Raw genomic sequence first — 22,191 nt, 5'->3', positions numbered from 1 at the left:
GTGGGTCCTTCCGGATCGGTTCGGTGGGAGGAATCGGTGGGTACGCCGGGCGCTCAGGCGCCCCAGCCGGCCTGGGTGCCGCCGGTGCGTTCGGCCGCGATCTTGGCGAGGTGGCCGGACTCGGCGAAGGCCCGCATGGGGTCGGCGGGCAGCCCGCGGTCGGTGCGCCAGTCGGCGAGCAGTCCCCGCACATCGGCGTTGTAGGCGTCCATCAGTACGGCATTGGCGCCCAGCACGTCGCCGTCGCGCTGTGCGGCGGCGAGCGCGGCGGCGTCGACCAGGAGCGCCTTCGCCGTGGCCTCCTGCACGTTCAGCACGGACCGGATCTGCCCGGGGATCTTGTCCTCGATGTTGTGGCACTCGTCGAGCATGAAGTTGATCATCGAGCCCGGCGCCAGGGCCCCGGCGCGGGCGAGCTCGTGCATGATCCGGAACAACTGGAACGGGTCGGCGGCTCCGGCCATCAGGTCGTCGTCGGCGTAGAAGCGGGAGTTGAAGTCGAAGGCGCCGAGGCGGTCGACCCGCAGCAACTGGGCGACGATGAACTCGATATTGGTGCCGGGGGCGTGGTGGCCGGTGTCGAGCACGACCTTCGCGCGCTCGCCGAGCGCGCTGCAGTGCAGCAGGGCGGTGCCCCAGTCCGGGATGTCGGTGGCATAGAAGGCCGGCTCGAAGAATTTGTACTCAAGGATCAGCCGCATCCCGTCGTCCAGCCCGGCATAGATCTCGGCGAGGCCCTCGGCGAGACGGTCCTGGCGCTGACGAAGATCATCCTGGCCCGGGTAGTTGAGCCCGTCGGCGAGCCAGATCTTCAGGTCGGTCGAGCCGGTGGCCCGCATCACCTCGATGCAGCGCAGGTGGTGATCGACGGCCTTGCGGCGTACCCGGGCCGACGGATTGCACAGCGAACCCAGCTTGTAGTCATCGTCTTGGAAGACATTGGAGTTGATCGCACCGATCGCGACGCCGTGCTCGGTCGCGTGTGCGGCGAGCGCGCCGAAGTCGTCGACCAGGTCCCACGGGATGTGCAGGGAGACCCGCGGCGCGATCCCGGTGTGGGCGTGCACCTGGCCGGCGTCGGCGATCTTCTCGAACGGGTCGCGCGGCGTGCCGGGGCTGGTGAAGACCTTGAACCGCGTACCGGAATTGCCGAACGCCCACGAGGGCAGCTCGATGGTCTGGGCGTCCAGCGCGGCCCGCGCGGCGCGGTCCAGGTCGGCGAGCTCCGGGGCGGCGTATGCCATGACGGCTCCTTCGTCGTCCTCGGTGGGGCGTGGCCCACTTGGTGTGAAACGATTCAATCAGATTTGATTGGGCCCCGCAAGATCCGGAGCGGAGGGTGATGGGCGACGCGACGAAGGCACGTATCGGTGACGTGGCGCGCGTTGCCGGCGTCTCGGTCGGCACGGTCTCCAATGTGCTCAACCGGCCCGAGATCGTCTCCGCCGGAACGCGGGAGCGGGTGCACGAGGCGATCGTCGAGCTCGGCTTCGTGCCGAATGCGTCGGCCCGACAACTGCGCGAGGGAGCGTCGAGGACGGCCGGCATGCTCGTACTGGACATCGCGAACCCCTTCTTCACCGAGATGGCTCGGGGCGTGGAGGACCGGTTGATCGAGGCCGGACTGACGATGGCGCTGAGCTCCTCCGATGCCGATCCCGATCGCGAGCGCCGGGTCCTGGAGCAGTTCGCGCAGCAGCGCCTGCGGGGCGTACTGGTCACGCCGTCGCGCGGCACCGGTGACAATCTGGGCATCCTGCTCGACCAGGGGACGCGGGTTGTCCTCCTTGATCATCGGCCGTCCGGTCTGGGCCTGGACGCGGTCGCCTCCGACGACGTCGCGGGCGGGCGTATCGCGCTGGATCACCTGCTGGGGCTCGGGCATCGGCGGATCGGCTTCCTCAACGGCTCGCTCGACATCAAGCAGTGCCGCGATCGCCACGACGGCGCGCGGGAGGCGATCGCGGCGGCCGGCGGCGACCCTGATGCCGACCTGGTCGAGATCGAGGTGGCCGCGATGGATGCCGCCAACGGCTACGGCGCGATGCTCCAGTTGTTCGATGATCATCCCGAGCTGACCGCCGTGTTCTGTGTCAACGACCTGCTCGCGTTGGGCGTGATGCGAGCCGCCCGCGAGCGGGCGGTGTCCGTTCCCGCGGACCTCTCGGTGGTCGGCTACGACGACGTCGCCTTCGCCGGCGAGCTCGCCGTGCCGCTCACCTCGGTACGCCAACCGACTTACCGGATGGGAGCCGAGGCGGCCGGCCTGTTGCTGGAGCGCGGGCGTCCCCGGCAGATCCTGTTCACCCCCGAGCTCGTGGTGCGCGCCTCGGCCGCACCGCCCGGCTGAGGGGTCTCACCACCGCCGCGGACGGCGGCTCCGGATCGCCTATTGAAACGACTCAATATTTCCGTTAGCGTCGGCGCATCCGAGGGAGGGAGGCTGCGATGACGCGGTCCTGGACCGTGGCGAACGCGCGGACGGCCGTCTCGTCGGAGACCGCTCGGGGGCGGGCCTGCCTGCTGTTGCGGATCCGCCCGGAGGCCATCGAGGACTACGTCGCCGAGCACCAACGGGTCTGGCCGGAGATGCTCGAGGCGCTCAGCGCGGCCGGCTGGCGCAACTACTCGTTGTTCATCCGCGAGGCCGACGGTCTCGTCGTCGGCTACTTCGAGGCCGACGACGCCGAGGCCGCGGTCGCGGCGATGGCCGGCTCACAGATCAATGCCCGATGGCAGGAGTCGATGGGTAGGTACTTCGTGCCGGGCACCGGTCCCGAGTTCTTGCCGATCTACTTCCACCTCGCCTGAATCAGCCCCAACACCAGAACCTCTGGTCGAAACACAAGGACGTGTCGAGATGAGCACAAACCAACCTGCGAAGGCCAGGCTGCGCGGCTGGCGCGCGACGATCGCGGTCGCGATGTCGAACTACATCGAGGCCGGTTCGATCATCGCGTTGGCGACCAGCCTGACCTTCTGGCAGGAGTACTTCGGCTTCGACAACCTCGCGGTGGGATTCATCGCGGCGATCAGCGCGAACGCGTTCGGTTCGGCGATCGGCGCGCTGATCGGCGGGCCGCTCGGCGATCGGTTCGGACGTAAGTTCATCTACACCTATGATCTTGTGCTCTACATGATCGGCACGGCCTTTGTGATCTTCGCGGTTGCGCCATGGATGCTGATCGTCGGCGTGCTGCTGACCGGCATCGCGGTCGGCGCCGGCGTACCGGTCGCGTGGACCTACATCGCCGAGGAAGCGCCGGCCGAGCAGCGCGCTCGTCATGTCGGGATGGCCCAGCTCGCCTGGTCGCTCGGACCGTTCCTGGTCTTCGCCATCGCGACCGTGCTGGTTCCGCTCGGTCTGTTCGGCAGCCGGTTGATCTTCGCGCACCTGTTCGTGGTCGCGTTCATCACCTGGTGGGTGCGCCGCGGGCTTGCGGAATCGCGGATCTGGTCCGAGAGCCGCCGGCCCGGCGTGTCCATGTCGCCGCTCGCCGGCCTGAAGGCGCTGCTCAGCCGCAAACAGAACATCACCGCGTTGATCTTCCTGTTCGGCGTGTACGCCATCTGGGGCGCGGTGGCGGGCCAGATGGGCATCTTCATGCCTCGGGTCTACGAGACCGCGGGAGTGGAGAGCCCCACCACCCAGAATCTGTTGCAGGTGCTGCTGTGGGGCTGCACCGTCGCCGCGACCTACTTCGGCTTCATGCTGCTCGCCGACCGGATGAGCCGCCGCCTGCTCTACGGCATCGGCGCGGCACTCGGTGTTGCGGCCTGGTTGATCCTCGTCTTCGCCCACGTCACCGGCCCGATGCTGATCGCCTTCGCCGTGCTCTGGGGCGTCTCCGCGGGCATCGGCGCGCAGGCGTTCTACGGCCTGTGGACGGCCGAGCTGTTCGCCACCCGCTACCGGGCCAGCGCGCAGGGCGTGCTGTTCTGCCTGGCCCGCATCGTGGTCGGCCTGTTGAGCTACTGGTTCCCGACGCTGCTCGCCACCCGCGGCGTACCGTTCGTCGGTGTGATCATGATCGCGCTGCTCGTCGTGGCGTTGCTGATCGGCGTGCTGTTCGCGCCGAACACTCAAGGCAAGAGCCTGGAGCAGATCGAGTTCGAACGGTACGGGGAGAATCTCGAGGCTCGGGGCAACACCGCGGGTGCGGCCCGATGACGGCCACCGAGCGGCTCGACGTGCCGGAATCGGGCGATCCGCTGGTACGCCGCCGCGACTTCCCGCAGCCGGTGATCGGCATCGTCGGCGGCGGGCTCGGGGCGTACTGGCCGCAGTTCCCGGAGTTGCTGCCCGAGCTGCAGCGTGCCCAGACCGAGATCGTCCGCCGGTTCACCGAGGCCGATGCCCGCGTCGTGGACGCGGGGTTCATCTCCGACGCGACCGAGGGCCGGGCGGCGGCCGCGCGCCTGCGGGCCGCGGACTGCGATCTGGTGGTGATCAATCTCGCCACCTACCTGACCAGCGACATGGTCCTGCCGATCGCGCAGCAGGCGGGCGCGCCGGTGTTGATCATCGACCTGCAGCCCGGGCCGCGGATGGATCACGCGCGGTTCGGCACGGGGGAGTGGCTGGCCTACTGCGGTCAGTGCTCGGTGCCCGAGGTGGCGAGCGTCTTCCGGCGGGCCGGCATCGACTTCCGCTCGGTCACCGGCCACCTCGGGTCGGATCGGGCGTGGGCCCGGATCGACGCCTGGCTGCGGGCAGCGAAGGCGCGCGCCGCGCTGCGCCGGGCCCGGCACGGCCTGATGGGGCACCTGTATCCGGGGATGCTCGACGTGTCGACCGATCTGACCCGGCTCCCGGCGACCTTCGGCAGCCATGTCGAGGTGCTGGAGTTCGACGACCTACGCGAACGGGTCGCGGAGGTCGACGACGCGGCCGCCGCCGAGCGGGTTGCCGCGGCCTCGTCGATCTTCGAGCTGGACGGCTCGGTCGACCCGGGCGATCTGGACTGGGCGGCGCGTGTCTCGCTGGGCCTCGACCGGCTGGTCGACGACTTCTCGCTGGACTCGCTGGCCTACTACCACCGCGGCCTGGCCGGCGAGCTGCACGAGCGGCTCGGGGCGGGGATGATTCTTGGTGCATCGCTGCTCACCGCGCGCGGCGTACCGGCAGCGGGGGAGTACGAACTGCGGACCAGCGTCGCCATGCTGATCGCCGAGGCTCTCGGCGCCGGTGGCTCCTTCACCGAGCTGCAGGCGCTGAACTTCGACGACGATGTCGTCGAGATGGGCCACGACGGTCCGGCACACCTGCGGGTCGCCTCGCGGCAGCCGCTGCTGCGCGGGCTCGGCGTCTACCACGGCAAGCGCGGCTACGGGGTCTCGGTCGAGTTCGACGTGACGGCCGGGCCCGTGACCACCTTCTCCCTCGGCCAGGAGCGCGACGGCTCGCTGACCTTCATTGCGGCGCAGGGCGAGGTGGTTCCCGGGCCGCTGATGCGGATCGGCAACACCACCTCGCGGGTCCACTTCGGCCGCGACCCGGGTGAGTGGGTCGACGACTGGTCGGCCACGGGCACGGGACACCACTGGGTGCTGACCACCGGGCACCACGCGGCAACGCTGCGCGCGGCCGCCGAACTGCTCGGCTGCGCCTACCGCGGGGTGTGAGATCCCCGGCGAGAATTGGGGAGGCGCGCGCGGTCTGCTAACGTGTGTCCTCGCTCAGGGATGAGCACGCGCGAGTGGCGGAACGGCAGACGCGCTGTCTTCAGGTGGCAGTGTCCGAAAGGGCGTGGAGGTTCAAATCCTCTCTCGCGCACAAACAAACAAGCAGACAAAGAAGCAACAACGGGGCTTCAGTCACTCCCGACCGGGAACGATCCGGTCGGGAGTTTTGCGTTCTGTCTCCGGCCGCTCTGGCATCCTGACGCAGGGGCTCGAATCGGAATCGATTGGGGCGATTGATGGAGTGGCTGACCGCGGTGACGTCCGTGTTCGCGCTCGGCGCGGCCTTCTGGGCGGCGTTGACGGCGCGCGGTGTCTACCGGATCGAGCAGGCCCGGGATGACAAGGCCAGGGAGCAGGCCGAGCGCGCGCAGGCCACCCGTGTCTTCGGCTGGGTGGCCGTTGCGGTGGATCCCGCCTCCGGGGAGGTGGTCGGCCGCGGGATGGTCATCGTCAACCTGTCCGATGCCCCGGTCTACTCGGTGGAGATTTTCGCCACGCGTCAGGACGGACAGCCCGAACCGCGGTTGCGCCTGACGATCCTGCCTCCGGGCACCTTCTACGTGGAGCGCCGCGAAGCCGACCGCTATCACTGGGGATTTCCCGATGACATCGAGCAGTTGCGACAGGACTGGCTCATCCGCCCGATCATGAAGAAGCCCACCTGGCAGGTGTCTGCGATGACCTACACCGACGCGAGCGAGCGGCAGTGGCGTCGCGACGGGCGGGGCGTCCTGCTGCGGGCCGGGGTGGAGCTCCCCGGGCATCCCGGCGGCGCCTGAGATGCTCCACTCGGCGCGGACCGGCCGGTCCGCGCCGCGCGATTGCGCCGTCGGCCGCGGAACGGGCCCTCCCGAGTGGAACATCAGGCGCCACGGCCGCGAGGCTCCGATGCGCCGCCCTGCGGGGACCCCAGCATTTCCCAGACCCGGGCCCGCTCGGCGGCGAGGTCCACCGGTCGCCCGGCCAACTCGTTCGCCAGCGCGCCGAGCCCCCACTCGGCCAGGTGCCCGTAGCGCGCGGAGTAGAGCCCGAGCCGCCGGATCGCGTAGGCATCGGAGTGATCGAACAGCGCGTACCCCAGCAGTTGATACAGGTCCGCCGCGCTCAGCCGGTCGTGGCGCTGCCCGCTCCTGCGGTCCGGTACGCCAAGCCGCGTCTTGATCTCGAGCAGCAGGTCGCCGCTGATCAGGTCGGCATCGGCGGGGCAGTACGCCGACCCGTCGAAGGTCGGGCCAACCGCCACCCGCCCGGACAGCTGCGGCAGCAGTTCCTGCCCGGCGACCTCACCGAGCCTCGCCTGCTGCCGCAGCGCTCCCGGCGGCGCCAGCTCCAGCAGGACCTCGGGGGTGAACCGGCCGCCCGCGATCACCCGCTCCAGCACCGACCCGCGCCGCAGCCCCGACCGGTACACCTCCACGCACAGCGCCAGCGCCCAGGTCGCGCGGCTCAGCAGCTCCTCATCGCCCGAGCGCGCGGCGGCGGCCGCGTCGGCCACCTCGCCGATCACCTCGACGGCCGCGGCGCTGCGCTGGAAGGCCTGCATCGCCTGGACCGGCACCTGATCGGGCGCCAGCACGAAGCGCAGCCGCAGGTCGAATGCCGCGCCGAGCGTTGCGGGGTCGACGCCCGGCGTACCGTCCACGAGCAATGGGCCCGAGGATTCCCGGTACGCCCGCTGCACCGGCGCCACATGCGGGAACTCCGCGTCCAGATACTGGCGCAGGGGCGAGGACCGGTCGGCGATCGCCGACGTCAGGTTCTGGTACCGGTACGCCACCCTCCCAGACTCGCACGGGCGGCACCGGTCTCACGATCCGGTGTTCGACGCGCGGACCGCCCGGCGCAACGCGGCCTGCATGGTTTCCAACGTGATCCGGAAGTGCTCGGTCGCGCAGCGATCGGCCGCATCGGCGTCGCCGGCGCTGATCAGCTCCACCAGCCGCACGTGATCGGCCAGCGCCCGGTCGAAGAACCCCTGCTCGTAGGGTTCCGCGCCGAATCCAAGGGTCACGCGGGCCGTCAGTCGGGCGCTGAGGTCGGTCAGGTGCTCATTGCGCGCCGCGGCGGTGATCGCGCCGTGCAGTCGGCGGTCCAGGGTGCGCGCGGTGATCATCGAATCCGACGCGCGGAACTCTGCCAACAGTCGATTGATCTTGGTCAGGTCGCGGGCCGTGCGCCGCTGCGCCGCGGCCCGGGCGATGGTGCCCTCGATCAGGCAACGGAAGTCGAACAGTTGCCGCATCGTCGGCAACTCGTTCTCCAGGGTGTGTTTGGCGACCTGGGGTGCGATCGTGGCCCAGTCGAGCATCGTCACATAGGTGCCGCCCGCGCGACCCCGGCGTACCTCGACCAGCCCGAGCGCCGCGACCTCGCGCAACGCCTGGCGCAGGGTGTCCCGGGCGATCCCCAGCCGCTGGGCGAACTCCCGCTCGGCCGGCAACCGCTCGCCCGGCGAGTAGGCGCCCACGCTGATCGCCGTGATCAACCGGCGCGCGATCTCGCCCGACACGGCCGGCTTCCCGAGCTCCATCACGCGGTGACTCTAGTCGCTCTTCTCAAAATGGCCCAGATGCCATACCTTTACGCGCAATAGGACTACTTGGCAGACCATTTTCGATGGAGGCGGAATGAGCAGGAACGGCTCCGAACTGGCCGAGTTCGGCTATCGACAGGAACTGAACCGCACGCTGTCGACCGCGGACCTGATCGTCTACGGCCTCGTCTTCATGGTGCCGATCGCGCCGTGGGCCATCTTCGGCGTCGTCTTCAACGAGTCCAGGGGCATGGTCCCGCTGGTCTATCTGATCGGCCTGGCGGCGATGATCTTCACCGCGATCTCGTACGCCCAGATGTCTCGGGCCTTCCCGATCGCCGGCTCCGTCTACTCCTATGTCGGCCGCGGCCTCGACCCACGGCTGGGATTCCTGGCCGGCTGGACGATCCTGCTCGACTACCTGCTGGTGCCGACCCTGCTCTACGTCTTCGCCGCCGAGTCGATGTCGGGCATCTTCCCGGCAGTGCCCAAGCCGCTGTGGATCGTCGTCTTCCTGGGCATCAACACCGTGATCAACTATCTCGGCATCTCGTTCACCGCCGTGGTGAACCGGATCTTCCTCGCCGCCGAACTGATCTTCGTGGTGATCTTCGTCGTGATGGCCGTCGCCGCCATCTCTCGCGGCGTCAACGGGGCCAGCTTCACCACCACCCCGCTGTTCAACCCGGCCGAGTTCAGCCCGGCGCTCGCCGCGGCCGCACTGTCCATCGCCGTCCTCAGTTTCCTCGGCTTCGACGGGATCGCCACCCTCTCCGAGGAGGCCAAGGGCGGGCGCCGCTCCGCCGGCATCGCCATGATCAGCGGCCTGATCCTCGTCGCGACCTTCTTCGTCACCCAGACCTGGCTGGCGGCGCTTCTGGTGCCCGGGCGTACCCAGTTCAGCGAGGACGAGACCAACAACGCGTTCTTCGGCATCGTCGGGTCCATCTCCAGCCCCGGCTGGGAGATCGCCTTCCTGGCCATGAACGCGCTCGCGGTCGGCATCGCCAACTGCATCGCCGCCCAGAGCGCGACCTCGCGACTGCTGTTCTCGATGGCCCGCGACGGCCAGCTCCCCTCCGGCCTGGCCAAGGTGAACCCGCGTACCAAGGTGCCCCAACGAGCGATTTTCCTGATCGCCGGGATCACCCTGGTGGCCGGGTTGTTCTTCGTCGGCCAGATCGACCTGATCTCCGCGCTGGTCAACTTCGGCGCGCTGACCGCCTTCTTGCTGCTGCACGTCTCGGTGATCGCCTACTACGGCGTGCGGAAGCACTCGCGCAACGTCGTGTTGCACTGGTTGGTGCCGATCGTCGGCTTCTGCATCATCGGGTTCGTGTTGATCAACGCCGATCCGATGGCCAAGATCGGCGGCCTGGTCTGGCTCGCGATCGGCGTCGTCGTGATGTTCTACTACCGTCGCAACGGAACCTCGATCCTGCCCGAGCACGCCGCAACCACGGAGGACTCCAGTGCCTGACCTGTTGATCACCCGCGACCGTTCCTACCCCGGCTTCCGCGCCGACCGCGAACCGGTGCTGACCGTGGCGCCCGGGACCGGCGAGACCGTCACCTTCGAGACCGATGATGCGGCATATGCCCAGATGGAGGAGCGTCGCGACCTCGCCGCGGTCGACGCGCCGCTGAATCCGGTGACCGGCCCCGTGTTCGTGACCGGTGCCGAGCCCGGCGACGTGCTGGCCGTGAAGATCGAGGAGATCACCTTCGGTGAATACGGCTGGTCGATCTACATCCCGGGGGTGGGCGCCCTGGCCGGCCCGATGGGCGAGGAGTGGATGGTACGCCGGGTGCCGCTCGTCGACGGCCGGGTCCAACTGACCGACGCGGTGGCCTGTGAGTTCGCGCCGATGATCGGCTGCATCGGCGTGGCGCCGGCCGATGGCGAGATGTCGACGGTGATGCCGAGCTACCCGTCCGGGGGCAACATGGACCTCACCGACGCCCGCCCGGGCTCGACGGTCTACCTGCCGGTGCAGGTGCCGGGCGCGCTGCTGTCGATCGGCGACCTGCACGCGGTGATGAGCAGGGGCGAGTCGTCCTTCATCGCCATCGAGGCCGCCGGCCGGGCCAGCGTGACGATCGACCTGATCAAGGACGGGGCCGGTCTCGCTCCGCTCCGCGCGGCCCGGGTGGACACCGGCGACGAGATCGTCTGCGTTGGCCTGGGCGATCCGGTCCAGGACTCGATCACGATGGCCTATGAGTCGCTGTTCGACGTGCTGACCACCGAGCACGGGCTCGACCGGAACGACGCCTACGTGATCATGAGCGCGCTCGCCCACACCGAGCTCGGGGGTCCGACCGGGTCCGCCGACCCGGATCCGCTGCACCCGTTGCGCGCGGTCGGCGCCGTCACCCTGGCCCGCATCGCGAAGCGGCACCTGCCCCGCTGATTCCGGGCCCTATTCTTGCCCCCGTGGCGCAACCGGAATCGTCGAGGATCGGCATCATCGGCGGCGGCATCGTCGGCCTGAGCACCGCCCGGGCCCTCGCCGACCGCGGCCATCGCGTGGTGCTCGTGGAGAAGGAGGACGGCTGGGCCCGGCACCAGACCGGCCACAACTCCGGGGTCATCCACAGCGGCCTGTACTACCGACCCGGCAGCCTGAAGGCCCGCTTCGCGACCGAGGCCGCGCAGACACTGCTCGAGCTCTGCGCCGAGCTCGGGGTGACCGCCCGGCGTACCGGCAAGCTCGTCGTCGCCACCCGCCCGGACGAGCTGCCCCGGATGCGCGCATTGGCCGAACGCGGGCGAGCCAACGGCGTACCCGTCCGCGAGATCACCCCGGGCGAGGCCCGGGAGCGAGAACCCCACCTGGTCTGCGTCGGTGCACTGCTGGTCGACTCCACCGGCGTCGCCGACTTCGCCGGCCTGGCCCGCGCCTTCGCCGCCGAACTGACCGATCGCGGCGCGACCCTGCGCCTCGGTGAAACCGTCACCGGCCTGCTGGAGACCGACCGCGGCGTGATGCTGCAGACCACCCGCGGCGAGATCGCCGTCGATCACGTGATCAACTGCTCCGGCCTGTACAGCGACCGCCTGCTGCCCGACGACGAGCGCCGCCGGCTGCGGATCGTGCCGTTCCGGGGCGAGTACTGGACGCTGCGCCGGCCAGAACTCGTCAACGGCCTCGTCTATCCGGTGCCCGATCCGGATCTGCCGTTCCTCGGCATCCACCTGACCCGCGGCTTCGACGGGCACGTCCACGTCGGTCCGAACGCCGTGCTCGCCCTGGCCCGCGAGGGCTATCGCCGGCGTGATCTGGCGCCGCGCGAGCTCGCCGACACGTTGCGCTTCCCCGGGTTCTGGCGGCTCGCCCGCCGGCACCTGCGCTACGGCATCGCCGAGACCACCCGCTCGCTGGTCCCGCCCGCGTTCCTGGCCGGGGTACGCCGAATGCTGCCCGAGGTCGCGCCGGGGGACCTCGTTCGCAGCCCGGCCGGGGTCCGGGCACAGCTCGTGCTGCGCGACGGTACGCCGAGCGATGACTTCGTGATCATCTCCCGCCCCCGGATCACCCACGTCGTCAATGCCCCCTCGCCCGCGGCCACCGCGAGCGTGCAGATCGGCCGGCACCTCGCTGGACTGGTCGCCGGGCGGGCGTGAGCTCTAGCCGACCAGCCCCGCCTGGTAGGCAATGATCACCATCTGGGCCCGGTCGCGCGCGCCGAGCTTGATCATGGCCCGGCTGACATGCGTGCGGGCCGTCGCCTTGCTGATCACGAGCCGTTCGGCGATCTCGTCGTTGTTGCAGCCCTCGCCGATCAGTCCGAGCACCTCCCGCTCGCGATCGGTCAGTTCGGCGAGCTGAGGACTCCGCGCGACCGGCGCGCTCGGCCGGCCCGCGAAGGTGGCGATCACCCGGCGGGTCACCGACGGCGAGAGCAGCGACTCGCCCGCGGCGACCGTGCGTACCGCGCGCAGCAGTTCCTCGGGATCGTCGTCCTTGATGCAGAATCCCGCGGCCCCGGCCTGCAGGGCGGCGAAGACGTACTCGTCCAGCTCGAAGGTGGTCAGGATGATCACCCGGGTGGTGGCCAGCGCGGGGTCGGCCGTGATCTCGCGGAGCGCGGCGAGACCGTCCATCCCGGGCATCCGGATGTCCATCAAGATCACATCCGGGCGTACCCGGCGGACGACTTCCAGTGCCGCGCGGCCGTCCCCGGCCTCGCCGGCGAGTGCCAGGTCGTCCTCGCTGTCGATCAGTACCCGCAGGCCCATCCGGATCAGCGGCTGATCATCGACCACCACGATCTGGATCATGGGGCCTCCCCGATCGGCAGCCGCGCGGAGACCACCCAGCCGCCGCGCTCGCCGCGGCGCGCCGCGAACGTCCCGCCGGCGCCCTCGGCGCGCTCGCGCATCCCGTGCAGGCCGCCGCCCGGCGTCGGTTCGGCGGCCAACGGCGGCCCGTCATCGGCCACCTCGACAAGCAGTTCGTCGCCGGTACGCCGCAGCAGCACCGCCGCCCCGGCCCGGTCGGTGTGCCGGACCACATTGGTCAGCGACTCCTGCACGATCCGGAAGGCGGCCAGTTCGATGCTGGCAGGCAGCGGACCGAGTGGGTCCGGCCACCGCTCGACGGTCACCTCGCGGCCGGCGGCCCGCAGCGCGGCGGCCAGCTCGTCCACCCGGTCCAGGCCGGGCGGCGGCGCGGTCGGCCCGCGGCCGGGGTCGTCGCGGAAGGCGGCGATCGTCTGCCGCAGCTCGGTCAGCGCGCTGGTGCTGGATCCGCGGATGGCGCGCAGCGCCGCGGCCGCCTCGTCGGGCCGGCGCTCCAGCACTCGCAGCGCGACGCCCGCCTGCAGCGAGATCACCGACAGGCTGTGCCCGACGATGTCGTGCACCTCGCGGGCGACTCGCAGCCGCTCGCCGAGGGCCGCCTGGCGAAGCTCCTCGCGGCGCTCGCGGTCGTGCGCATCGCGTCGCGCTCGCCGGAGCAGCGCCAGCATCGTCGCGCTGGCGAGCACGGCGGCGGTGATCAACAACACCCCGTACGGACCGGGCTCGGTGAGCCCGACCGCCGCCTCCTGCCACCAGCCGGCGACTGCCAGCGGCAGCACCAGCACCCCGATCGGCAGCCAACGCAGCAACGGCTCGCGCCCCGCGACGGCGTACCCGCACAGCGCCAGCGGGATCAAGGTCACCGGGAACGGGGCGCCGGCGGCGACATAGCCGATCGCGCCGACCAGCGCACCGGCGAACGCGGCACGCGGGTACGCCCGGCGCAGCGCCACGGCCAGCAGGATCACCACCGCGGCGATCAACGCGGGCCAGGGCACCCCGGGCGGCGGTTGGCCCATGCCCTCGGCCCAGCGCGGCCAGTCGTGGCCAGCCTCGTTGCCGGTGGGACCCGGCCCTGTCTGGTCTGGCCCGTGGCGCCGCCCGGGCGCGAGCTGTCCGGACCAGTGGGCCACCTGGGCGGCGGCGCCGAGGATCCAGCCGATGACCAGCGCGAGCGCGACATCGACGAGGACGGCCCGGTTCTCGCGCGGCCCGGCCGGGGCGGACATGGCCGCTGGGTCGCTGTGCACGTCGCCGAGCCTATTTCGCCACGCCGGGCCGCGCGTCGGAGCAGGGGCGTAGCCGCGGCTACGTCACCGGACGTAGCGCAGGTGTCGTCGCCGGGCTGACGATTCCTCGCCCGCGCCGCGCGACGCTTCTGGCATGCGACACACACCGCACGGTTTCGACGGCCTGGGTCACTTTCCCGGCCCGCCCATCTTTCCCATCGTTGGAGGACTCATGTTCTGTCTGCTGCTGATCGCCGCCGCGCTGGTGATCTTCTTCCTGGCCCGCAACGGCAAGCTCGGGGCGCCGCCCTGGGCCGCCCGCCCGGAGGCCGATGCCCGCACCATCCTCGCCGAGCGGTTCGCCCGCGGCGACATCTCGTCCGACGAGTTCCTGGAGCGCGCCAGCGTGCTCAACTGGAATCCTGGCGCCGACGACGGCCGTCGCCGGGGCGGCGCGAATCGCTGACCGAGCACGGCGCCGGGTCGGTGTTTCGATCATGGACCCGGCGTCGGCCCGGTCGGCTCGCTATCGTTCCGGGCATGGCTGAGCCGGGGATCGAGCGGCGCGGATTGCGCGATGCGGTGCACGAGCGTCTGCTGACGATGCTGCTGGAGACCCGGTTGGCGCCCGGTATGCGACTGAGCATCGACGGCCTGGCGCGAGACCTCGACGTCTCGCAGACACCGGTCCGCGAGGCCCTCGTGCTGCTGGAGCGGACGGGGCTCGTCGAGCGCGTCGCGCTGAAGGGCTATCGCGTCGCGGAGCAACTGACCCGCGCCCAGATGGACGAACTGCTGGAGATGCGCGAGCTGCTGGAGGTGGCCGCGGCTGAGCGGGCCGCGCGCGGAGCCGTCGATCTCGCCCCAGCCCTGCGCGAGGTCCACGAGCAGCACGCGGCGCTGCTCGCCGAACCGGTCGCGGATGATCATTCCGGTCATCGCAAGATCTTCGAGGCCGATTGGGCATTCCACCGGGTGATTCTCGATCATGCGGCCAACCGGTTCCTCTCCCAGATGGCCGACGATCTGGGTGCCCACGTACACCGGATGCGGCAGACGATCATCACCGAGCACTACGACCTCGCCGAGGCGCTTGCCGAGCACGCCGCGATCCTGGCGGCATTCGAGGCCGGTGGCGATGGCGCCGCCGACGCGATGCGTGCACACATGGAAGGGGTACGCCGGCGGGCGCGGCGGGAGAGCGACTGAGTCGGCGGATCGGGATCACGGCCTCTTGACAATCACAGATCCTATAGGAAATATGCTCGGTGTATTCCGACGAAGGGACCAACGCGATGCCGAAGACGCCACCGTGGCCACTGGCCGCCTGCTCGCTCGGGCTCGCGACCGTCGACGGGCACGGCCGCCCGGTCGCCGATGCGGGCCCCGACTTCTGGCTCGCCGAGCTGGCCAAGGTCCGCGGTCTCGGCTTCGACCACCTCGAACTCGGCGACATCTGGTTGCCGATCGGCGACCTCGACCCCGCTGCGGTCACGGCGCTCGGCCAAGCGGTCAAGGAGGCTCATCTCGACGCCTGCGCGGTGCACATCCAGCGTCGCAGCGTCATCGATCCCGAGAGCTCGGCCGACAATCTCGCCTACCACCACCGCGCGATCGACGCGGCGGCCGCGCTCGGGGTGCCGATCTACTCCACCGGCCTGCACCGCCCGCTGACCCCCGCGCAGCAGCGCGCCCTGTGGTTCTGGACCGCTCCGGGACCGGTGGACCCGACCGACCCGCAGACCCGGGCGCTCGCCGTGCGGCGGCTGCGCGAGCTGGCCGATCACTGCGTCGAGCTGGGGATGAAACTCGCGCTCGAGCTGTACGAGGACACCCTGCTCGGCACCGCCGAGGACGCGGTACGCCTGATCGAGGATCTGGACCACGACGGGATCGGCCTGAATCCCGATGTCGGCAACCTGATCCGGCTGCACCGGCCGGTGGAGGACTGGCGGGAGGCCTACCGGCGTACCCTGCCGCACGCCGTCTACTGGCACGCCAAGAACTACCAGCGCGACGAGGCCGGTGACGGCTCGTGGGCCACCTCGATGCCCAGCACCCTGCGCGACGGCCTGATCAACTACCGCGACGTGATCGCGATGGCCGACGCGGCCGGCTACCGAGGGCCGATCGCCTGCGAACACTACGGCGGCGACAGCCTCGGCGTCGCGGCCGCCAATCGCGAATACCTGGCATCCCTGATCGCCACGTTGCCCACGACCCGGGAGGACGCATGACCACCACCAAGCCGCGCATCGCGCTGATCCTCGGCGACCCCGCCGGCGTCGGCCCCGAACTGGTCGCCAAGGCGCTCGCCGACGAGCGGGTCCGGGGCGCCGCCGACCATCTGCTGGTCTCCGACGAGGCCGAGCTTGCCCAGGCCCAGGCCGACGCCGGTGTCGAGTTCCCGTGGTCGCGTTCACCGCAGCCCGGGGTCCCACTGCTCATCGACAACGGCGCGTCCCGTCCCGAGCAGGGGTTTCCCCGGGCGCAGGCGAGCCGGGAGGGTGGCGAGTGGGTGCTCGCCAACTTCCGTCGTGCCTTCGAGCTCGTCCGGGAGGGTCTCGCGGATGCCGTGGTCTTCGCGCCGCTGAACAAGACCTCGCTGCACCTGGCCGAGATGCCCGGCCGCGACGAGATGGACTGGTTCGAGACCGTTCTCGACGACGGCACGCGCGCGACCGAGCTGAACATCCTGCCCGAGCTGACCACCGCCCGGGTCACCTCGCACATCCCGCTCTCGAAGGTGGCCGCCGCGATCACCGAGCAGTTGATCATCGAGCGGGCCACGCTGCTGCGTGACGTCCTGGTCGCGGACGGCACCGCGGACCCGCGGATCGGCGTGTGCGCCCTGAACCCGCACGCCGGCGACAACGGCAACTACGGTAGCGAGGAGGGCGACCTGATCGCGCCCGCCGTCGCCGCGCTGCGAGAGGCCGGAATCCGTGTCGAAGGGCCCATCCCGAGCGACACCATCTTCATCCGGGCCCTGCAGCACCGCGAGTTCGACGGTGTCCTGACCATGTATCACGATCAGGGCCAGATCGCGATGAAGCTGACCGGCTTCGACCGCGGTGTGACCATGGCCGGCGGGCTCAGCGTCCCGGTCTGCACCCCCGCGCACGGCACGGCGTTCAACATCGTCGGTCGCGGCGAGGCGAACCCCGGCGCCTACCTGCGGGCCCTTGAGGTCGCCCGCGCGGTTGCCAGCCGCCCCCGCGCCGCCGCCCGCACCTGACCCACACCTCCGCAGAAGCCTCAGGGAGACAACGATGTCCACCATCGCACGACGTCTGGCGGTCGCGGCCGCGGCAGCACTGACGACCATCGCGCTGGCCGCCTGCAGCGGCAGCGCCGGCGGCGCCACCGGCCGCTTCATACCCGGCGGACCGGTGACCATGCTCGTCCCCTTCGGCGCGGGCGGCGGCAGCGACGCGTCCGGCCGCGCGATCGCCTCCGGACTGGAGGAGATCACCGGCTCGACGATCACCGTCGAGAATCGCGAGGGCGGCTCCGGCGCGGTCGGGTACTCCTATTTCCTCGGCAAGCGCGGAAACGGCAATGTCCTGCTACCCGCGGAGACCGCGCTGCTGGCGCTGCCGCTGACCCAGGACGTGCAGTTCGACTACACCAAGTTCACACCGATCATGAAGCTCGGCGATGACTACACCCTTCTCGTCGTCCCCGCCGATGCGCCGTACCAGACCTGTCCGGACGTGATCGATGCGGTACGCCAGCGGGACATGTTCGCCGGTGTCTCGGGCGCGACCAGCCACGACGAGGTGATCTTCCGGCTGATCGAACAGGACCAGGGTGTCACGTTCGACCGGGTGCCGTTCGAGTCCGGCGGCGAGCTGATCGCGGCGCTGCTCGGCGGCCAGATCCAGATCGCCAATCTCAGCCCCAGCGAGGTGATCGGACAACTCGAGTCCGGCGACCTGAAGGCGCTCTGCGCGACCTCGGAGGAGCGCTACACCGACGACCGGCTGAAGGACGTGCCGACCGCGAAGGAGCAGGGCATCGACGTGGCATTCGCCCAGTTCCGCAGCGTGATCGCTCCCGGCGGCATCTCCGAGGAGGCCCGCACCTACTGGATCGACGCGGCACGCAAGTACGAACAGACCCCGGGCTACCGGGCCTACATCGACGAGAACCTGATGCAGCCGAATGTCTCCTACGGCGACGACTTCCGCGCCTTCCTCGACGATTCCAACGCCACGCTGAGCGAGGTGTTGGCCCGATGAACGCGATCCAGCACCGCGCCCGCGGCGCGGTGACCGCACTGCTGGTGATCATCGGCGGGTACGCAGTGATCGCCGGGCTCGGTTACGGCCTGACCGACGACGAGGGGCGCGTGGGTCCCGGCCTGCTGCCGGCGCTCGCCGGCGCCCTGGTGGCCGTGCTCGCCGTCGCCGACTTCGTCGTCACGAGCCGCGCCGGCGCCGCGGCCGGCGGCGGCGTACCCGACATCGACTCCGAAGGGCGCAGCCAGGCCCGACGCAACCGCCAGCTCGCCGCGGTCGTCGGACTGCTCTTCGGCACGGTGATCGTCGGCTACTTCATCGGTTTCATGATCGCCTTCACGCTGTTCATCTTCGCCGTACTGCTGCTCGTCGAGCGGCGTCGCTGGTGGCAGGCAGCGCTGGTCGCCGTCGTGGTGATGGCCGCCGTCTGGGCGGTCTTCGAGAAGTTCCTCGGGGTGCCGTTCCCGACCGGAATCTTGTGGGGGAGCTGAGATGCTCGACAATCTGATGTTGGGCCTGTCGACGGCCCTGACGCCGCAGAATCTGCTCTGGTGCGTGATCGGTGTCTTGTTGGGCACCGTGATCGGCCTGCTGCCGGGACTCGGCTCCTCGACCGGTGTCGCCGTGTTGTTGCCGCTCACCTTCGCGCTCGACCCGGTGACCGCACTGATCATGCTCGCCGGCATCTACTACGGTGCCCAGTACGGCGGCACGATCACCTCGGTGTTGATCTCCACCCCGGGCGAGGCATCCAGTGTGGTGACGACGATCGACGGGTACCAGATGGCCCGCCAGGGCCGCGCCGGCCCGGCACTGGCGATCGCCGCGATCGGCAGCTTCTTCGCCGCCATCGTCTCGCTGCTCGCCCTGCTCACCGTCGCGCCGGCGCTGGCCAAGGCCGCGCTGAACTTCGGGCCCGTTGAGAATCTCGCGATCATGCTGCTCGGTCTGGTGATCGTCGTGACCTTCCAGGGCGGAGCGTTCCTGCGCGGCGCGGCGATGGCGATCCTCGGCGTGCTGATCTCCACGGTGGGCGTCGCCTCCGGATTCAGTACCGCCCGCTTCACCTTCGGCTCGGTCGATCTGCTCGGCGGCATCCCGTTCGTGGAGGTGATGATCGGCCTCTTCGCCGTCGGCGAGGTGCTCCGGCAACTGCGGATCGGCGCGGCCGAACCGATCCGCGCGCGCTTCCGCGACATGATGATCTCCCGCAAGGACCTGCTCTCCTCGGGCCCGGCCATCGCGCGCGGAACGGGAATCGGCTTCGCGCTCGGTACGCTGCCCGGCGCCGGATCCACTCTCGCCTCCTTCATGGCCTACGGGTTGGAGTCCAAGATCAACCCGAATCGCCGGCAGTTCGGCAAGGGGGCGATCCAGGGCGTCGCGGCCCCCGAGTCGGCGAACAATGCCGCCGCGAATGCGAACTTCATCCCGACGCTGGCGCTCGGCATCCCCGGCGGCGCCACGACCGCGGTGCTGTTGGGCGCCTTCACCATCTACGGTCTGCAGCCGGGACCGCTGCTCTTCGAGCAGCAGCCCGATCTGGTTTGGGGCCTGCTGGTGTCGTTCTTCATCGGCAACCTGGTCCTGTTGGTGCTGAACCTGCCGCTCGCGCCGGTCTTCGCCCAGATGCTGCGGATTCCCTACCGCTACCTGTATCCCATCATCCTGATCACCTCGCTCGTCGGCGCCTACTCGATCAGCAACAACATCTTCAGCGTCTGGATCGTGCTGGTCTTCGGCCTGATCGGCCTGGTGATGAAGGAGCTCGACCTGCCCATCGCGCCGCTCGTGCTGGGCCTGGTGCTCGGGCCGTTGCTGGAGCGCGCGATGGTGCAGACCTCGGCGCTCGGGCAGGGTAACTTCGGGATCGTGCTGGGCTCGCCGATCGCGACGGGGGTCCTCGTCGTCGCGGCACTGCTCGCGCTGCTGCCGGCGCTGCGGCACCTGCTGCCGCGGCGCGGCACCCGGGCACCGGCCGAGGACCCCGAACGCGACAAGGTGGGACAACCGTGAGTCAACTGCTGAACGATCCGGCGGACTTCGCCGCGCAGGCCGTTGCCGGCTTCGCCGACGCGCACCCGCACCTGGTGCGCCCGGTGCCGGGCGGCGTGGTCCGCTGTGGTGCCACGCCGCCCGGCCAGGTCGCCGTGATCACCGGCGGCGGCAGCGGCCACTATCCGGCCTTCGCCGGGTGGGTCGGCCCCGGCCTGGCCCACGGTGCGGTCTGCGGCAACATCTTCGCCTCACCGTCTGCCGAAGAGGTCGCCGACGTGGTCCGTGCCGCCGACTCCGGCGCCGGCGCCCTGCTCTGCTTCGGCAACTACGCCGGCGATGTGTTGAACTTCGGCCTGGCCGGCGAGCTGCTGCGCGCGGAGGGCAGCGACACGGCGATCGTCGCCGTCACCGACGACATCGCCTCGGCGCCACCCGCGGAGGAGGCACGCCGCCGCGGGATCGCGGGCGACCTGGCCGTGATCAAGATCGCCGCTGCGGCGGCGGCAGCCGGTGCCGATCTCGATGGCGTCGCCGCTGCCGCCCGCGCGGCGAATGCGCGCACCTTCACGATCGGTGCCGCCTTCTCCGGGTGCACCCTGCCGGGCGCCGCCGAACCGCTCTTCACCGTTGCCGACGGCACGGTCGCGCTCGGGCTCGGCATCCACGGCGAACCCGGGTTGGAGGAGCTGCCCACGCCGAGCGCCGACGAGCTGGTCGCGCTGATGTGGGACCGACTCGCCGCCGAGCGGCCCGCCGACGCCGACGGCCGCGTGGTGATCATGGTCAACGGGCTCGGTGCCACGACGCACGAGGAACTGTTCGTCGCGGCGCGCGCGCTCGGCTCGCCGCTGGCCGCGGCCGGCCTCACCGTCCGCGACCTGGTGGTGGGTGAGCAGTGCACCTCGCTCGACATGAGCGGGTTCTCGATCACCGTGCTCTGGCTGGACGACGAGCTCGAGGCCGGTTGGTTCGCCCCCTGCACCAGTGCCGCGTTCACCCGTTCCGGCGAATCCCATCCCGACCACCGGCCCTCCGCCCGTCGGGTCCCGACCCGCCCCGCCATCGAGCGCGGCGGGCAGGAGTCGCGGGCCCTGGCCGCGCGGCTGCTGGACGCGCTGCGCGACGCCGAGCGCGCGCTCGCGGACGCCGAATCCCGGCTGGGCGAGCTCGACGCCGTCGCGGGCGACGGGGACCACGGCATCGGGATGCGGCGCGGCGTGCGGGCCGCCCTCACTGCCGCCGAGGACGCCGCGGACGCCGGGGCCGGCGCGCAAACGCTGGCGCGGCTCGCCGCCGCCGGGTGGGCCAGGGAGGCCGGCGGGACGTCGGGCGCGCTCTGGGGCGCGATGCTCGGCGCCGCCGCAGCGCGGCTCGACGACGAGGTCGGCGCGGATCCCGGGGCGCTCGACGCCGCGGTCGCGGCCGCGGCCGACGCGCTCGGGCGGATCGGTGGTGCGCGACCCGGCGACAAGACCATGCTCGACGCCGTGGTCCCGTTCGCCGAGGCCTTCGCCGCAGCCACGGGTACGCCACGCGGGCGCTGGAACGTCGCCGCGGACGCGGCCCGGGACGCGGCAGTCGCCACCTCCGATCTGGTCGCCCGGCGCGGGCGATCGCGTACCCACGGCGAACGCTCGGTCGGCACCCCCGACCCCGGCGCCGTCTCCTTCGCCCTGGTGGTGGCGACACTGGCGCCGCACCTGCCGGGCGAGCCGACCAGCAGCGACGACAGCGAGGAGCAACAGTGAAGATCATCATCGGAGCCGACGATGCCGGCGTACGCTACCGCGACCGGCTGGCCGAGGACCTGCGCGCGGATGATCGGGTGGACGAGGTCGTCGTGCTCGGGCCGCAGGATGGCCGGGCCGAGGACTACCCGGGCGTCGCCGCACAGGCCGCGACCATGATCAGCGACGGCGAGGCCGACCGCGCCATCCTGGTCTGCGGTACCGGTCTGGGGATGGCCATCGCCGCGAACAAGATCAAGGGCATCCGGGCAGCGACCGCACATGACTCCTTCTCCGTGGAGCGATCGGTGCTGTCCAATGACGCGCAGGTGCTCGCGATGGGCGAGCGCGTGATCGGCCTCGAACTGGCCCGGCGTCTGGCCAAGGAGTGGCTCGGCTACACCTTCGACCCGACGTCGCGTTCGGCGCCGAAGGTCGAGGCGATCAAGAAGCTGGAGGACTGAGCGGC

22 protein-coding genes and 1 tRNA gene are annotated in these 22,191 nt (G+C 70.6%); 18 read left to right on the top strand and 5 right to left on the bottom strand.

The annotated features are described in order from the left end of the window. Nucleotides 1-53: 53 nt before the first annotated feature. Nucleotides 54-1,244: an L-rhamnose isomerase gene (gene rhaI / locus ACXDC7_RS01865; protein WP_179445083.1), complete on the bottom strand. Its 1,191-nt coding sequence runs from the start codon at nt 1,242-1,244 to the stop codon at nt 54-56. 98 nt (nt 1,245-1,342) lie between these two features. On the opposite strand from rhaI, the gene ACXDC7_RS01860 reads away from it, so the two are divergent. From ACXDC7_RS01860 to ACXDC7_RS01835, 6 genes are all read left to right on the top strand, one after another. Beyond that, nucleotides 1,343-2,350 (top strand): LacI family DNA-binding transcriptional regulator, encoded by a 1,008-nt coding sequence (locus tag ACXDC7_RS01860; protein ID WP_179445084.1) that lies wholly within the window; start codon nt 1,343-1,345, stop codon nt 2,348-2,350. Between the two features lie 98 nt (nt 2,351-2,448). Beyond that, on the top strand, nt 2,449-2,811 hold the full coding sequence (locus tag ACXDC7_RS01855) for an L-rhamnose mutarotase (RefSeq protein ID WP_459220981.1): 363 nt from the start codon (nt 2,449-2,451) through the stop codon (nt 2,809-2,811). A gap of 49 nt (nt 2,812-2,860) precedes the next feature. Continuing rightward, nucleotides 2,861-4,171, top strand: a complete 1,311-nt coding sequence (locus ACXDC7_RS01850) for an MFS transporter (protein WP_459220980.1) — start codon at nt 2,861-2,863, stop codon at nt 4,169-4,171. Further along, nucleotides 4,168-5,625, top strand: a complete 1,458-nt coding sequence (locus ACXDC7_RS01845) for an L-fucose/L-arabinose isomerase family protein (RefSeq protein ID WP_179445087.1) — start codon at nt 4,168-4,170, stop codon at nt 5,623-5,625. The genes ACXDC7_RS01850 and ACXDC7_RS01845 overlap by 4 nt, the downstream gene beginning before the upstream one ends. Nucleotides 5,626-5,693: 68 nt before the next feature. After that, nucleotides 5,694-5,776: transfer RNA gene (locus ACXDC7_RS01840), tRNA-Leu, on the top strand. A 145-nt stretch (nt 5,777-5,921) separates the two neighbouring features. After that, the gene (locus ACXDC7_RS01835) at nt 5,922-6,464 is read left to right on the top strand and encodes a hypothetical protein (protein ID WP_459220979.1); all 543 of its coding nucleotides are present in this window, start codon (nt 5,922-5,924) and stop codon (nt 6,462-6,464) included. An 83-nt stretch (nt 6,465-6,547) separates the two neighbouring features. Here the strand turns inward: ACXDC7_RS01835 and ACXDC7_RS01830 are convergent, their stop codons facing one another. After that, a complete protein-coding gene (locus ACXDC7_RS01830; RefSeq protein WP_459220978.1) occupies nt 6,548-7,462 on the bottom strand; it encodes a hypothetical protein in 915 nt (304 codons plus the stop codon). 30 nt (nt 7,463-7,492) lie between these two features. After that, nucleotides 7,493-8,215: a FadR/GntR family transcriptional regulator gene (locus ACXDC7_RS01825; protein ID WP_459222791.1), complete on the bottom strand. Its 723-nt coding sequence runs from the start codon at nt 8,213-8,215 to the stop codon at nt 7,493-7,495. A gap of 97 nt (nt 8,216-8,312) precedes the next feature. Here ACXDC7_RS01825 and ACXDC7_RS01820 point away from each other — a divergent pair, with 97 nt between their 5' ends. Genes ACXDC7_RS01820 through lhgO form a run of 3 tightly spaced genes read left to right on the top strand, consistent with a single transcriptional unit; the run spans nt 8,313 to nt 11,846 of the window. Next, nucleotides 8,313-9,698: an APC family permease gene (locus ACXDC7_RS01820; RefSeq protein WP_459220977.1), complete on the top strand. Its 1,386-nt coding sequence runs from the start codon at nt 8,313-8,315 to the stop codon at nt 9,696-9,698. Beyond that, a complete protein-coding gene (locus ACXDC7_RS01815) occupies nt 9,691-10,632 on the top strand; it encodes an acetamidase/formamidase family protein (protein WP_179445095.1) in 942 nt (313 codons plus the stop codon). Before ACXDC7_RS01820 ends, ACXDC7_RS01815 begins: the two co-directional genes overlap by 8 nt. A gap of 23 nt (nt 10,633-10,655) precedes the next feature. Then, the gene (gene lhgO / locus ACXDC7_RS01810) at nt 10,656-11,846 is read left to right on the top strand and encodes an L-2-hydroxyglutarate oxidase (RefSeq protein WP_459220976.1); all 1,191 of its coding nucleotides are present in this window, start codon (nt 10,656-10,658) and stop codon (nt 11,844-11,846) included. A 3-nt stretch (nt 11,847-11,849) separates the two neighbouring features. Here lhgO and ACXDC7_RS01805 read toward each other — a convergent pair whose 3' ends face one another. Both ACXDC7_RS01805 and ACXDC7_RS01800 read right to left on the bottom strand, forming a co-directional pair. Then, on the bottom strand, nt 11,850-12,503 hold the full coding sequence (locus tag ACXDC7_RS01805) for a response regulator (protein ID WP_179445097.1): 654 nt from the start codon (nt 12,501-12,503) through the stop codon (nt 11,850-11,852). Then, nucleotides 12,500-13,774 (bottom strand): sensor histidine kinase, encoded by a 1,275-nt coding sequence (locus ACXDC7_RS01800; RefSeq protein WP_459220975.1) that lies wholly within the window; start codon nt 13,772-13,774, stop codon nt 12,500-12,502. The genes ACXDC7_RS01805 and ACXDC7_RS01800 overlap by 4 nt, the downstream gene beginning before the upstream one ends. 211 nt (nt 13,775-13,985) lie before the next feature. Between ACXDC7_RS01800 and ACXDC7_RS01795 the strand changes: the two genes are divergently transcribed. From ACXDC7_RS01795 to ACXDC7_RS01755, 9 genes are all read left to right on the top strand, one after another. After that, complete coding sequence (locus ACXDC7_RS01795) at nt 13,986-14,219, top strand: SHOCT domain-containing protein (RefSeq protein ID WP_218843800.1); 234 nt, start codon at nt 13,986-13,988, stop codon at nt 14,217-14,219. Nucleotides 14,220-14,293: 74 nt separating this feature from the next. Continuing rightward, nucleotides 14,294-14,962 (top strand): GntR family transcriptional regulator, encoded by a 669-nt coding sequence (locus ACXDC7_RS01790; protein ID WP_179445100.1) that lies wholly within the window; start codon nt 14,294-14,296, stop codon nt 14,960-14,962. A 59-nt stretch (nt 14,963-15,021) separates the two neighbouring features. Continuing rightward, entirely contained in the window at nt 15,022-15,990 is a 969-nt protein-coding gene (locus tag ACXDC7_RS01785; protein ID WP_218843801.1) for a TIM barrel protein, read from the top strand. Then, on the top strand, nt 15,987-16,991 hold the full coding sequence (locus ACXDC7_RS01780) for a 4-hydroxythreonine-4-phosphate dehydrogenase PdxA (protein ID WP_179445101.1): 1,005 nt from the start codon (nt 15,987-15,989) through the stop codon (nt 16,989-16,991). The genes ACXDC7_RS01785 and ACXDC7_RS01780 overlap by 4 nt, the downstream gene beginning before the upstream one ends. Nucleotides 16,992-17,025: 34 nt before the next feature. After that, nucleotides 17,026-17,997, top strand: a complete 972-nt coding sequence (locus tag ACXDC7_RS01775) for a tripartite tricarboxylate transporter substrate binding protein (protein ID WP_179445102.1) — start codon at nt 17,026-17,028, stop codon at nt 17,995-17,997. Further along, nucleotides 17,994-18,488, top strand: coding sequence for a tripartite tricarboxylate transporter TctB family protein (locus tag ACXDC7_RS01770; protein ID WP_459220974.1), 495 nt, complete (start codon nt 17,994-17,996; stop codon nt 18,486-18,488). Before ACXDC7_RS01775 ends, ACXDC7_RS01770 begins: the two co-directional genes overlap by 4 nt. Before the next feature lies 1 nt (nt 18,489). Then, on the top strand, nt 18,490-20,013 hold the full coding sequence (locus ACXDC7_RS01765; protein WP_179445104.1) for a tripartite tricarboxylate transporter permease: 1,524 nt from the start codon (nt 18,490-18,492) through the stop codon (nt 20,011-20,013). Then, the gene (locus ACXDC7_RS01760; RefSeq protein ID WP_459220973.1) at nt 20,010-21,743 is read left to right on the top strand and encodes a dihydroxyacetone kinase family protein; all 1,734 of its coding nucleotides are present in this window, start codon (nt 20,010-20,012) and stop codon (nt 21,741-21,743) included. Before ACXDC7_RS01765 ends, ACXDC7_RS01760 begins: the two co-directional genes overlap by 4 nt. Continuing rightward, nucleotides 21,740-22,186, top strand: coding sequence for a ribose-5-phosphate isomerase (locus ACXDC7_RS01755; RefSeq protein ID WP_179445106.1), 447 nt, complete (start codon nt 21,740-21,742; stop codon nt 22,184-22,186). Before ACXDC7_RS01760 ends, ACXDC7_RS01755 begins: the two co-directional genes overlap by 4 nt. Nucleotides 22,187-22,191: the final 5 nt, after the last annotated feature.

It is taken from the genome of Naumannella huperziae (assembly GCF_054073625.1).
This window is presented reverse-complemented; position numbering and strand designations above follow the sequence as displayed.